This is a genomic window from Ottowia thiooxydans DSM 14619 (assembly GCF_000422885.1).
Classification (GTDB): Bacteria; Pseudomonadota; Gammaproteobacteria; order Burkholderiales; family Burkholderiaceae_C; genus Ottowia; species Ottowia thiooxydans.
The window spans coordinates 96,158-108,170 of record NZ_KE383945.1 but is presented as its reverse complement, the minus strand read 5'-3'; the positions used below and the strand labels follow the sequence as shown (position 1 = coordinate 108,170).

10 protein-coding genes and 2 pseudogenes are annotated in these 12,013 nt (G+C 59.4%); 6 read left to right on the top strand and 6 right to left on the bottom strand.

What is annotated here, in order from left to right; translation table 11 throughout:
• Nucleotides 1–188 (bottom strand): DUF4158 domain-containing protein (locus G518_RS0132740; RefSeq protein ID WP_156909634.1); only part of this gene is annotated, 188 nt, incomplete at its 3' end.
• A gap of 145 nt (nt 189–333) precedes the next feature.
• On the opposite strand from G518_RS0132740, the pseudogene G518_RS38080 reads away from it, so the two are divergent.
• A pseudogene (locus tag G518_RS38080) lies at nt 334–906 on the top strand (PDDEXK nuclease domain-containing protein); the annotation flags it as partial.
• 81 nt (nt 907–987) lie between these two features.
• On the opposite strand, the gene G518_RS0132725 reads toward G518_RS38080, so the two are convergent.
• Complete coding sequence (locus G518_RS0132725) at nt 988–1,956, bottom strand: HNH endonuclease (RefSeq protein WP_028606062.1); 969 nt, start codon at nt 1,954–1,956, stop codon at nt 988–990.
• A gap of 373 nt (nt 1,957–2,329) precedes the next feature.
• On the opposite strand from G518_RS0132725, the pseudogene G518_RS38075 reads away from it, so the two are divergent.
• Nucleotides 2,330–2,679 (top strand): annotated as a pseudogene (locus G518_RS38075) (DUF2958 domain-containing protein).
• 137 nt (nt 2,680–2,816) lie between these two features.
• On the opposite strand, the gene G518_RS0132715 reads toward G518_RS38075, so the two are convergent.
• The 3 genes from G518_RS0132715 to G518_RS40310 form a co-directional block, all read right to left on the bottom strand.
• Nucleotides 2,817–5,453: an AAA family ATPase gene (locus G518_RS0132715; RefSeq protein WP_028606061.1), complete on the bottom strand. Its 2,637-nt coding sequence runs from the start codon at nt 5,451–5,453 to the stop codon at nt 2,817–2,819.
• 207 nt (nt 5,454–5,660) lie between these two features.
• Entirely contained in the window at nt 5,661–7,031 is a 1,371-nt protein-coding gene (locus tag G518_RS0132710; RefSeq protein WP_036596912.1) for an RES family NAD+ phosphorylase, read from the bottom strand.
• A 151-nt stretch (nt 7,032–7,182) separates the two neighbouring features.
• Nucleotides 7,183–7,584: a hypothetical protein gene (locus G518_RS40310; protein ID WP_156909633.1), complete on the bottom strand. Its 402-nt coding sequence runs from the start codon at nt 7,582–7,584 to the stop codon at nt 7,183–7,185.
• Between the two features lie 386 nt (nt 7,585–7,970).
• Between G518_RS40310 and G518_RS0132705 the strand changes: the two genes are divergently transcribed.
• The 3 genes from G518_RS0132705 (at nt 7,971) to G518_RS0132695 (ending at nt 9,634) form a co-directional block, all read left to right on the top strand.
• Nucleotides 7,971–8,678, top strand: a complete 708-nt coding sequence (locus G518_RS0132705) for a helix-turn-helix transcriptional regulator (protein ID WP_028606059.1) — start codon at nt 7,971–7,973, stop codon at nt 8,676–8,678.
• Nucleotides 8,679–8,792: 114 nt separating this feature from the next.
• Complete coding sequence (locus G518_RS0132700; protein WP_028606058.1) at nt 8,793–9,161, top strand: VOC family protein; 369 nt, start codon at nt 8,793–8,795, stop codon at nt 9,159–9,161.
• A 23-nt stretch (nt 9,162–9,184) separates the two neighbouring features.
• Complete coding sequence (locus tag G518_RS0132695; protein ID WP_028606057.1) at nt 9,185–9,634, top strand: EVE domain-containing protein; 450 nt, start codon at nt 9,185–9,187, stop codon at nt 9,632–9,634.
• A gap of 244 nt (nt 9,635–9,878) precedes the next feature.
• Here the strand turns inward: G518_RS0132695 and G518_RS0132690 are convergent, their stop codons facing one another.
• The gene (locus tag G518_RS0132690) at nt 9,879–10,847 is read right to left on the bottom strand and encodes an NAD-dependent epimerase/dehydratase family protein (protein WP_028606056.1); all 969 of its coding nucleotides are present in this window, start codon (nt 10,845–10,847) and stop codon (nt 9,879–9,881) included.
• A gap of 146 nt (nt 10,848–10,993) precedes the next feature.
• Here G518_RS0132690 and G518_RS0132685 point away from each other — a divergent pair, with 146 nt between their 5' ends.
• Nucleotides 10,994–11,899, top strand: coding sequence for a LysR family transcriptional regulator (locus tag G518_RS0132685; protein WP_028606055.1), 906 nt, complete (start codon nt 10,994–10,996; stop codon nt 11,897–11,899).
• Nucleotides 11,900–12,013 lie beyond the last annotated feature (114 nt).

Genomic DNA, 12,013 nt, shown 5'->3' with positions numbered 1-12,013 from the left:
AGCAGGCGCCCGCTCAAGCGCAAGAAACCTATGTGCAGTGCCAGACCCAGCTTGTGGGCGTTGCTTCGGCGGGCGTTGATGAGCTCGCGCTCAGTACGGCTGTACGTGAAAAACGACTGAAGCTCGAAGGTGCTGATTTCCCTTGGCAGCTCTCGCAGGCCAAGGTAGGTTGTGTGCCAACCCTGCATCGTGAACCTCAAAAGTGGGAGGCCACCATACCCGTTTACAAAGCGAACAGGAAAGTCAATGAAATCAACGGTCTACCCAGACCACCCCCGCGCCAGTGCTAGCTTTGCGTACCGTCACTTATTGCACTGAAAACGAGGAGACCCCTATGAGCGCACGGCGCTGTCGAAAAACAGAGCGGCGATGCTGGCTAAGGGCGCGGTGCCGAAGCCCGAGGATGCCGTCGCGCCGGGCGATGCCATCAAAGACCCATATGTGCTTGAGTTCCTCGACCTCAAGGACGAGTATTCGGAGTCCGATCTGGAAGCCGCCTTGATCCGGCGGCTGGAAGACTTCCTGCTGGAGCTGGGAGAAGGGTTCACCTTCATCGGGCGGCAGCGCCGCTTGCGTATCGACCAGACCTGGTATCGGGTGGACTTGCTGCTGTTCCATCGTCGGCTGCGCTGCCTGGTCATCATCGACCTGAAGCTAGGCAGCCTGACTCATGCAGACGTGGGCCAGATGCACATGTATTGCAACTATGCCAAGGAACATTGGGCCTACCCCTAGGAAAACCCGCCCGTGGGCTTGATTCTGTGCGCAGACAAGGGCCATGCGCTGGAAGGCTTACCTTCGAAGGTGATGGCGGCCAACTACGGTACCGTGCTGCCGGATGCCGAACTGTTGCAGAAAGAGCTGGAAACCGCGCGGCACCTGTTGGAGTTGCGCACGTCGAAGTAGTCCCGGAAACTCCAGCAATAGCCGGGCGTCCTGGCGTGCCGCCGTCGGGTTCACGGGCTGCACCCCGCGCGTCTTATCGCTCTACGCTTCCGAGGCCGCGTCTGGCCCCGTCTTGTGGACGGCAAGTTCGTAGCCAACTTGAACCGGAACGATCTCTCCTTTGACTACCTCACGCCCGGTTAGATCCAGCACCCGAACTTTGGATGGCCCATACCGTGCTGGGTCTGGTGAACCCGGTGTCGGAAAAGGAAGAATTGAAACTGGCTGACCGTTCAGGGCGAGATCGTGTTTTTCCGAAGGTAACTGCACTTGGAATACCTCGTTTCCGTAGGCGAGTACCAAGAACATGTAGGGATAGTTCGCGACGTGAGCTTTTCGCCGCAGGACAAATGCAGCGATCAAATCGTTCGGCATTGGCCCTGGCTGAAATGTACGAATGATCGGGCACTGATCCGCAAATCGACGACTGTGGTCGGTTGACCTCACCCAACTCATCAAGTGCGGGAAGTTTTCGACTTCTTCGTCGGGGAGCAATGTCAGGCCAATCTTCATGAACGCCTTAAGCACTGCGACCGGCGTATAGGAATCGCGCTTGAGCTGAAAGGTGATCCGCTGGTTCGCTTCGTCTATCTGGTAAAGCGGGTCATCCTCATACGAGGTGATGTTGAAGCCCGCAGCGCCGTACTCGATTCGCCAGCCTTTCCCGTCGCCGCCTTTCTTCAAGGTCGGCACGCCACTTTTTCCACGAATGCGTGCGAAGGTACGTGTTGGCTTCGACCAGTTGCCTAGATCGTTCTCGATGCCGCGTCCAAACCCTTCATTGCAGTCGTCGCACTCATACACGCTCTCTATGCTCTTGTTGCCGAGTGCTTCCGGTATCGCATGAGCGACCTTGCGGAAGGTCACCTCGGGCGGCTTCCTACCGCAAAACCTGCAAGTGCGATTCTGCCTGTCGCCGAGGACAACCTTATCTCCTGGGCGCAGGAACCATTGCCGCAGCATGTCGTAGTGCGTTTCGTAGAACTTGATATTGGCTTCGAGAGAGGTCATAAAGCTTTCGTTTTGAAATGGTTGTTCCGTCTATATATCAAACTTTGATTGCATTGCGTCCCGGCGTTCCGCCGTCGGGCTCGCGGGGCTACGCCCCGCGCTTCGTGCCGAATCGCGGCCATCCGGCTTTGATCCTTGACGCCTTCGGCCCTCTAGGGCCTGCGCGCTCCGCTTGCTGAAAACCGAGGTCGGTGGAGGTTCAAGGGAGGCGGTCTTGCTGTTCTCTTCATCGTGCCACGGCGTGCTTGCCGTCAATGACTGCGCGCCAAAGGCGCTTGCGGCCTGGCGGCCGTCTTTGATCTTTGACTGCTTGCGCTGCGCCGTGACCCGGAAGGGCTGGTCAATTCCGCCCGGCAACCTTTCAGGGGTTCACATGAACCACGCACTCATCACCGACGAGCAACGCATCGTGCTGCTGGCCAACGGCCGCGAATCGCTGGAGAACCCGGACTTCGATCCGGCCCCCGTGGTCAAGCTGTTCACGCCGGACGCTGGCGCGACCTGGCTGCTGACCGAGATCGACCCCGATGACCACGACCACGCCTTTGGTCTTTGCGATCTGGGCCTGGGGATGCCGGAAATCGGCTGGGTCAGCCTGCAGGAGCTGGCTATCGTGCACGGGCGGCTCGGGTTGCTGATTCGAGCGTGATCTTTACTTTCGCGCGGAGAAGCGGTTGAGCGCCTATGCGCGATGCACGGCATGCAGGCCGGATTGTCGTTTGATCCGGCCCTTGGGCGTCGCAAAACGCCCAAGGGCACTGCGGCCGCCGCATCGGCGACGCTGTGTGATGACTCGAGCACCGAATGGGAAAGGTTGATGCTGCGAGTCTCCGAAACTCGATGGAAGTACCTTGAGCCGTCTACGGCGCAGCGGCAAGTGACGCGACAGAAGGTCCGGCCTTACGCTTCTTGGCCGTGTTCACGTTGCGCGTCTCGACCTGTCTGCGCCAGGTCTCCAGCGCCATGATGTCGGCGAGCAGTTCATCGGGTTCTGGGACGGCGATACCACCCATGAGTGCCTTGTCGTGCGCGTAGTTCGAGCACTTTGTCATGCCCGCGTTCACTTGCGCGTAGTCATCATCCTCAACTACAACACCGGCCAGCCGCTGCGTCTCGACACCTTTGCGGAAGCGAAGGATGACCTCTCGCAGTAGTACTTCCTCGACTGCACGTTCCCATGCCATGCGCAAGCGGAAATAGGCATCGACGGTCTGCCGTCTGTGTTCTTGCTCTTCGCCGTCCTTGTGGCGTTTGGCGATGGCTTGATGCTGGGCCTTCAGGGCGCTGACGCGCTTGCTCGCGGTCTTTCCCTCGAATGGTAGATCGGGGTCCGCAACCCCGAAGCCCTCTGCGCGGCGGGTCAGGCTTTGGGTTGCAATCGGGACATCGGCCAACTTCGCTTCTTCGACCAGCAGGCACAGGAAATAGATGTCATGGGTAAATACCACGACCTGCCGCTGCGCTGCCTCTGCAGTCAGACGCTTTGCCACACGTTCACGCCGACGGTGATCGAGCGATGACACCGGATCATCGAACACGATGCCGCCCTTACCGCCACTCAGGCCGACCTCGGCAAGGAAGGAGCCGATCGCGATCGCACGCTGCTCGCCCTCGCTCAAGATCTCGCCCGGACTGCGGCTTTGCGGCAGCTCCAGCTTGAGCTTGTGCAGGGCTTTACCCCTATCCGACCGGCTCTGCAGCGAAACGCGCAACGTGCCGACACCGAGCGCTTTGAACTCGCGGTTCAGGGCGTCGGCCAGCTCCTTCGACACAACCTTCTCTGCCAGTTCCGATGCCTTTAACGAGATGGCGTTGGTCTTCACGGCAGACAGGCACTTCGTGAGCTTGGCCTGGTGGGCGAGTCGATTGACGGCGGTGACGACTGCATCCTTGACCTGACTCAGTCGCACCCGTGCATCCAGTTCCAGGAACTGCTTCTGCAGGGTCGCACGGGCCTCTTCGTCCGAGGCCTTCTCCAAGGTCACCGCTTCGGCATTCAGCTTGTCCGCCAAAGCCTGAAGGCGCTGGGTCGGATTGACCAGAGGCTGACTGACGTCGCCCCACTGATGCGCGATCACTGCCGCTTTGATGGCCTCCTGGCGAGCGGTCAGGAGCGGCTCGAAAGCCTTGGCATCGGCGGCCAGTTGTGGGTCCAAGGCCTCGATTTCTCCATATGTCACATCGTCGAGATTCAGCGTGAGAACCTGCGCAGCGAACGGCTTGTATTCCGAGTGCAGGGCAACACGGCGTGCCTGGGATGTCTTTTCCGCTTCCTGTTGAATGAAGGCTTCGAAGCGCAGCAAGCGATCAGAGCCTCCGGCGAGCGGTTGTTGGCAGAGCGGGCAAGGTGCGTCCGCACCTAATGCGGGGAACGCCTTGTCTGGGTGGGATTCGATGGCGAACTTGCGCGCTGCCTCGAATAATTCACGCCATGTCTCGCCGCCGGTACCCGGCAGCAGGTTCTCACCTTCCTTGAACTGCTTCGCGGCGATGGCAGCTGCAGCTTGCGCCGTGCGATAGCTGTCTGCCAGGCCTTTCAGCTTGGCGACGACAGCTTGATCTACCTGTGCGCCTTTGCTGGACGCATTCGCCGCGATCGCTGTGATACGGCGAGTGCGCAAGCGCAGTTGCGCAGCCTTCTCCTTCGGGTTGTTCTCCTTCAGGCTCTTGTCCAGAGACGCATGTTGGGTCAGTTCCTCTGGGGTCACCGTTGCCAGCGCTTCAATCTGGGCCAGGATCGTCTTGGCGGAAAGCGAGGCGACTAACTTGCCGACGGGTGTGTCGCCTTGCAAGGGCGCAAAGGCGGACAGATCAGCGGCGGATTGGGCGTATTCGGTTTCGATCGCCGTCTTCAACTGCTTGCAGACTTTGGCCAGCCCTTCGAATACATCGAGCCCGTAGGGCACATAGGAGAAATCGTCCTCTCTGTCGAGGTAAGCGCGAGCGCAACGCGAGTCGAAAATCGCAAATGACGAAAGCGCAGCAGGAGCCGCTTTGCCGTGTTGCCAGTGTGCATCTTGCGCAACTCCGTCGATTGCGATTTCGAACGTGGCTTCCGGAGTCTCGGCCTTGCCTGCAGGCAAGTTGGCGTTCGGATGAATAGCCTCCGTCTGATCGCGCGCACGACATGCGCGCTTGAGCACGCGGGAGTACCCCGATTTGCCTGAACCGTTATCGCCATAGATGACGGTCATTCCAGAGGCGCCGAAGGGTAGACGTTGATTCTCCGCAATCGCGTTGACGTGCCGCATGCTCTTGATGGCTCGCAGCTCAACGTGAGTTGTCGCTTGGACCGGAGCGGGAATCTGATCCGCCGTCAGCGGCTTGGGCTTGCGGTCTTTGGGATCTGGGATGCCATGTGCCGCCTTGAGTAGCGCGAAGAGGTCATCCTGATCCTCTATCGAGAGCGTTTGCTTGGCCAGCAAGCGGGCCACAGCATCACTCTGCCACTCAGGCAATCCCCTCGTCCAGTCCAGTATCTCCTGCAATATCGACATAGGCCCCTCCCGCCATCGTGTCATTTATCGTCCAGAAGCTCTCCCGATATCGCCGCACAGGCCATGGGAGCGCTGTTGCAAACGGAAACATTATGCCCTCAAGGGTTCCGCCGCAAGGCTCGCGCACTGTGCCTTGCGTTTCGCACCATACAGCCACCACGCGGCATTGCCCACTCATGCATTTGGTAGCGAACAAAACCCTCCGCCCTACGTCCGCTCAGATACGTCCATCAACTGCACCTCCGATTTCCGTATGTCATAGCTAAGCCCCTGGATTTCACAAATGACTATGGACTGGGGGATAAGCTCCAGCGCCGCATCGGCTCGTTCCAGGAAGTCCCAGTCATCGTTGAGCGACGAAGGATCTTCCTTGTACCAAACCTGTGGATGAAACCATTGATCACCCTCACCATCCGTTTCGTAGAGATAGGCATTTAACTCGCGCCCATGTCTCTTGAAATATCTCTTTACGAACGATGCCTTGTTGAATAGCGTGACGTTGAGCGGGCGCTTTTTTTCGGATGCTGACACCTGTGCAGAGCGGAAGATTAATCCATCCAAATTGAGCTTCGCGTGGGTGGCGAGATAGTCGGATATCACTTGTGTTAACAGATAGCCATCATCACTGTGCTCTGGGAGGACGGGCTTGGTGAGTACTCTTTCGAGTTGAGAAAGGAACTTCTGCCGTCGCGCACTTTCCAGTGATGACGCATCAAACATGCTGCGATTGATGACAGGTGGAATTTGCGGCAGGCGCGTCAAGTCCAGCAGTCGTATTGAACGAAGAATTTTGAATTCTGCAACCGCAACGCGGCTTCCAACGGGAGGCCGTACTTCGGCAATCGCGACGTCTGGCGAATTGGCGCCGTAGAACATCGAGACGCCTCTGGCGTTCATGCGTCCCGCATTGCCAACACCCGAAGGGGGTGACCCCAGTTGAGCGTCTGGGTCTTCCAGCGCCTTCTCTAAGGCATCGTCGTTCTGAAAAACACGTGCGCGGAAAAGAGTTCCCAGTTCATGACCGGGGCCGACCTCGACAATCAAAGGCTCGCCTGAGGCGGTGACATCTTTGTCCACCTTGTCGAAGACCATCTGGAGCACTTCGAGTGCGTCTGGGTTAACAAACCTGGCGCGCGTCCGAAGACTTTCCTGCATGTCATGCCATCGGCGATGAAGCCAATGGTCTGCTACGCCAGTTTTAATGAATAAGGCGTCCGCCTCTGGTGCCTGGCCATCGTATGCGTCGCGTTCCCAGATAACCCGAACTATTTCGGATAAATCGTCGGCAAGTTCGTCGAATGCGGGTTCTACTTCTTGCAGAATGATCTCCTGGAGTTCATCCCCGAGAGACGGATACCCATGATCCTCACGAAGAACATTGTCGGCAACTTGATAGTTGTCCTGGAATTCGTGGTCAAAAATCTGCGCGATTTCATATAGTTCCAAGGTCGGTGCGTTCCGTCCGCAATAGGCACACGCCACATCGGTCGTTTCGCTGGCACTTATCTTCTGGCTTAGAAACTGATTGCCGATGCATGTGCCACAGACTGCCTTTTCATCTAGACCGACTCCGCTCAAGATGCTGCTCCATTATTTTTGATTTGCTCTGTCCTCGGCGTCGCACTACATGAAGCAGGCGAAATCCTGCTAGGCGGGCGCCATGTCCCGTCCCTTTTCATGGGCGTACCATCGTCAGATTAGCCTAACGACAAGCTACCGAGTTAGGCATTCATGCTTTGTCGGTGGTGGATGCAGGGCGTCCCCGGCCAAGAAACATGGCCGGTCGCGCTGTCGTGCTGCGCATCGAGCCCCCTTCGGGGTCTCGCCCCTGACGGGCTTCCATCGTTCCCTCGCTCCGCTCGGCTGACGCCTCCGGCCCGGCTTCCAGATCCGGGCCTGCGCGCTTCGCTTGCCGTGCGGTCGGCGTGTGGGGAGGGCCGTTGCCTTGTCCAGCCGTCTTCCCTGACTTCATCACCTTGTCCGCGACTGTAGCCCGCGGCCTGGTGCCGTCAAGGCGCGCAGGGCCGTGTCCTCGGCTGCGCCTGCGGGCCGCACCAACCCTGCGCTTGTTTCCTTGACGGCCGAAAGCTGCCGCAGAGGCGTCGATCGCGGCCTGGCTTGTTCTATCCACGGAGGGGGAAACCCCTCCAGAGCATGACGGTGCTTGCCACCGCCATGCTCCCATGTGGCACCTAGCCCACGCAGGCCAACCACCAAAGAGTGACCCGATCCAGGCCTAACTGCCTGTGGCGTATGGGGTTTTGGTCCGATGTCGGTCCACCTTGGGGACTTGACATCGGACATTTTTCATCGCCGGGCCGCCCCCAAGATGAAAAAGCGACTCCCTCGGGGGCAGTGGACCACGCGAAGCGGGGGAGCGTGAGAGCCATGTTTTCATCGCCGGGCCGTCCCAAGATGAAAAAGCGACCCCCTCGGGGGGCAGCGGACCACGCAAAGCGGGGGAGCGTGGGGGCGATGTTTTCATCGCCGGGCCCGCACCATGTCAGAATTTCCAACATGTCTCGCACTACCCGATTGCTCGACCTGCTGCAATTGCTTCGCAGCCACCGCCATCCAGTAAGTGGCGCTGACCTGGCTGCCACGATGGGCGTCAGCTTGCGTACTCTGTACAGAGATGTCGCTACGTTGCAAGGCCAAGGTGCTCTGATCGAAGGTGAGCCTGGCATTGGTTACGTGCTGAAGCCCGGCTTTACGCTGCCGCCCCTGATGTTCACGTTGGATGAACTGGAAGCGTTGGCTTTGGGTTCGCGCTGGGTGGCCCGGCGCGCAGATGTGCCGCTGGGAAATGCGGCGCGAGGGGCATTGGCGAAAATCTCTGCAGTTCTACCCGCCGAGCTGCGTCACGAGCTCGAGAGTAACGCGCTGCTGGTTGGTCCCGCCACTGCCATTCCCATTCCCGCAGATGCGGCGTCTGCCGATGCGCTGATGGTGCAGCTGCGTGAGGCCATTCGCGACGAGCGCAAGGCCACCATCACCTATTGCGACCTTAAGAGCCGCGAAAGCCAGCGTGTAGTCTGGCCCTTCGCCATTGGTTTTTTTGACCAGGTGGAAGTGTTGGTGGGCTGGTGCGAGACGCGCGAGGACATCCGCACTTTCCGCATCGACCGCATCACCTCACTGGCCTTGAGTGGCACGCGTTACCCACGCCGGCGGCAAGCACTTTTGAAGGAGTGGCGCGCGCGCGAGGGCATTCAGCCGCAGTGAGGGTGGCGGTTCAGGGCCGCTGCACGCTCCTGACAGAAATTGACAGAGGTGTTTTCTAGTATTCAGGCGTCGACTCAACGACGAATCTCACCTGAAATCACTAGGTAAACCCTCATGTCACATCCGAACTTTGTCATCCTCTACGTCAATAACCCCGAGAGCAGTGCCCGTTTCTACGAACGCCTGCTGGGCTGTGCACCGATCGAGGCGTCGCACAGCTTCGCCATGTTCAAGCTCGACTCCGGCATGCTGCTGGGCCTGTGGTCGCGACACACGGTGGAGCCTGCAGCCGGTATCGGCAGCGGTACGGAACTTGTCTTCGCCAAGGACTCCGTGAAAGCCGTTGACGCTACGCACGCCGATTGGGCTGCTCGGGGCCTGCCAGTGCTGCAGACACCCAGAGAGATGGAATTTGGCTACACATTTACTGCTGCCGACCCCGACGGCCACCGTCTGCGCGTCTATGTGCGTCAAGGCAGCTGAAGTTTGCACGAAGGAGCGCCACTATGTCATTGGAGTCACTCACTCGGTCTTCTCAGAATTGGATTGCCGTGGCCAGCGCCGAACACGTGCGTCTGGGTCGTGCGCAGGGTTTCATGCAGGTTTGCCACGGCAAGGCCGCACCGCTGCGGCGTTTGCAGGAGGGCGACCGCGTGGCCTATTACTCTCCCAACACTACTTTCCAAGGCAAGGACAGGCTGCAGGCCTTCACTGCTATCGGTCAAGTACGGGCAGAAGCGCCGTATGCCGTCGATATGGGTGGCGGCTTCTGCCCTTTCCGCCGCAATGTGGATTGGTTGATCGCGCGGGAAGCCCCTATCCAGCCCTTGGTGGAACAACTGGATTTTTCGTCAGGCCGGCGCAATTGGGGTTACAAATTGCGTTTCGGCCTGTTTGGTGTGAGCGCAGAAGACATGGATCGGATCGCTCGGGCCATGGGTGTCCTCCTGCGCTGAAAGCCGGCTGCATTAGGGGAGCGCGCAATTCGCCAAGGCTTGCTCCTTGACCGCCTTGTATCCCGCCGCGCCGTGTCAAGCACGAGCAGTTTTTAGAGACAAGGGTGATGGGGCAATGTCTCAGGCGACCGCGTGCAATCGGCCAGTCAAAATATTCGAGTGACGTGGAAGAGACCTGCTAGCTCAGGCGACAACCCCCCAGGCAACTGGACGGCGGCGTCGCTTTCATCCCGTCCTGGCTTATTCACGCCGTGGTGGTGGCGAGCACCTGCGTCCTTGGAACGGCTGCCAGTATCTGGCGGATGCCCTCTGCGTATGGCGTCTTTTGTATCGGCCCGATCAGCAGCCGTAGCGCTGAGTCGTCCATGATCAACGGGTCGGTCATCAGATAATTCATTTCGACCATTTCGCGCATAAAGGGGTTGAACAGGCCCATCAGGCGCAGCATGGTCTTTCCTGCAACGCGCAGCTTGAGCTTCCTGCCGGTCTGTCGCTCCATCTCCAAGATCAGTGACCGCTGGGTCGTTGCGCCCGCGCCAGCGAGATGCAAGATCTTGCCGAAGGCGGCAGGTGTGTTGATGAGGCGGGCCACCACCGGCCCTACGTCTGGGACGAAGACGAATTCATGGGGCTTGTCGAGCGGTCCGAGCACGTCCGCGGATCCTCCGTTCACTGCCGCCAACGCGGCGCGATGCAGCAAGCTGGTTTCCACACCAGGGCCGTAGAAGTCAGGCAGGCGCAGCACCGTGGTACGGATTCGGCCATCAGTGTGGGCCTGCATCAACAAGTCCTCCTGCGCCTTGCGCATACGCCCTTTGAAGGTGTGTGGCTCGCGGGGATGGTCTTCGCGTACCGGGTTGGATTGGGCTCGGCCATAGGGATAGATCGTGCCAATCAGGATAAGGTGCTTGACTCCAGCGGCTACCGCGCCATCCAGCGTCTTGCGCATCAACTCGGGGTGAAGCTCGAACTGCCAGTAGTTCACGCCCACCAGGTAGATAAGCGTTTCCGTACCCTCGGCGGCGGCCAGTACCGAAGCGGGCGAATCCGGATTCCAGGTGGCGACCTCGGCCAGAGGGTCGGCACCAAAAGTTTTGCGCAAGCTCGCTTCGCTGCGGCCTACGACGCGATAGGGACGGCCTTGGTGGGCGAGCGCGACGGCAATGCTTTGGCCAATGACGCCAGCAGCGCCGAATAATGCTACTTTGGACATGGTGGCTTCCTTTCAGGGAGCGGATCAGGGATGCAATTGGCGAAATTGCGTTGAGTGGTGGTGCTGCGAATCGCTGTAGTTTGCGGAAGGTCGACCAAAAAGAAAATTACCTATAATTTGCTTGCAGCTATAAAAATTTGCATACCATGGCCGTTAGCGAACCCAATTGGGAGTGGTACAGGAGCTTCCTTCAGGTCTTGGAAACGGGTTCGCTGTCCTCGGCAGGCCGGGAGATGGGCCTGACGCAACCGACCGTGGGCAGGCACATCGACAACCTGGAGGCCGCGCTGGGGCTGAAGCTCTTCACTCGCTCCTTCGACGGCTTCGCGCCGACGGACGCGGCGCAGGAGCTGCAGCCTTATGCAGCTGGCATCGCCGCCACGGCTGCTGCTCTGCGCCGCGCAGCCAGCAGCCATGGGTCAGGCGTTCGTGGCACGGTACGGTTGACCGCCAGCGAGGTCATCGGTGTCGAAGTCCTGCCACCAATCCTGGCGACGCTGCATGCCGCGCACCCGGAACTGGTCGTCGAACTCATGCTGTCTAACCGGGCTGACGATTTGCTGCATCGTGAGGCAGACATTGCAGTACGCATGTTCCAGCCAGTGCAGGATGCGTTGGTGGTCAAGCGGGTGGGGGGGATTGAGCTGGGTCTGCATGCGCACAAGCACTATTTGGCTGCTCAGGGTGTACCCAAGTCGATGGATGCTTTGTTCCGCCACTCACTCATCGGTTTCGATCACGAGAATGCTTTCATCCGTCGGTTCCAGGAGAAGTTTCCGGCGTTTTCCCGGGATCGCTTTGCATTTCGAGCCGACAGCGATTTGGCACAGTTGGGAGCAATCCGCGCGGGTTTCGGGATTGGCATCTGCCAGTCAGCGCTCGCAGCCAGGGACAAGCAGTTGGTGCGGGTCTTGTGTCGCCAGTTTTCGCTGACGATGGATACTTGGATCGCCATGCATGAAGACCTGCGGGGAAGCGCGCGTTGTGCGGTGACCTTCGCTGCGCTGGCGGCGGGGTTGGCGGCCTATATCCGCGTCGATGAAAAACTCTGAGCAGTTGGCGATGGCCGGGCGGCGTACGAGGAGGTCATCTCCATGGTCAGCGGGTTTTTAGGCCGGGAGGTTTGCCTGTGGTGCCGGAGCTCAATCGGCGTACCTTTTGGTAAG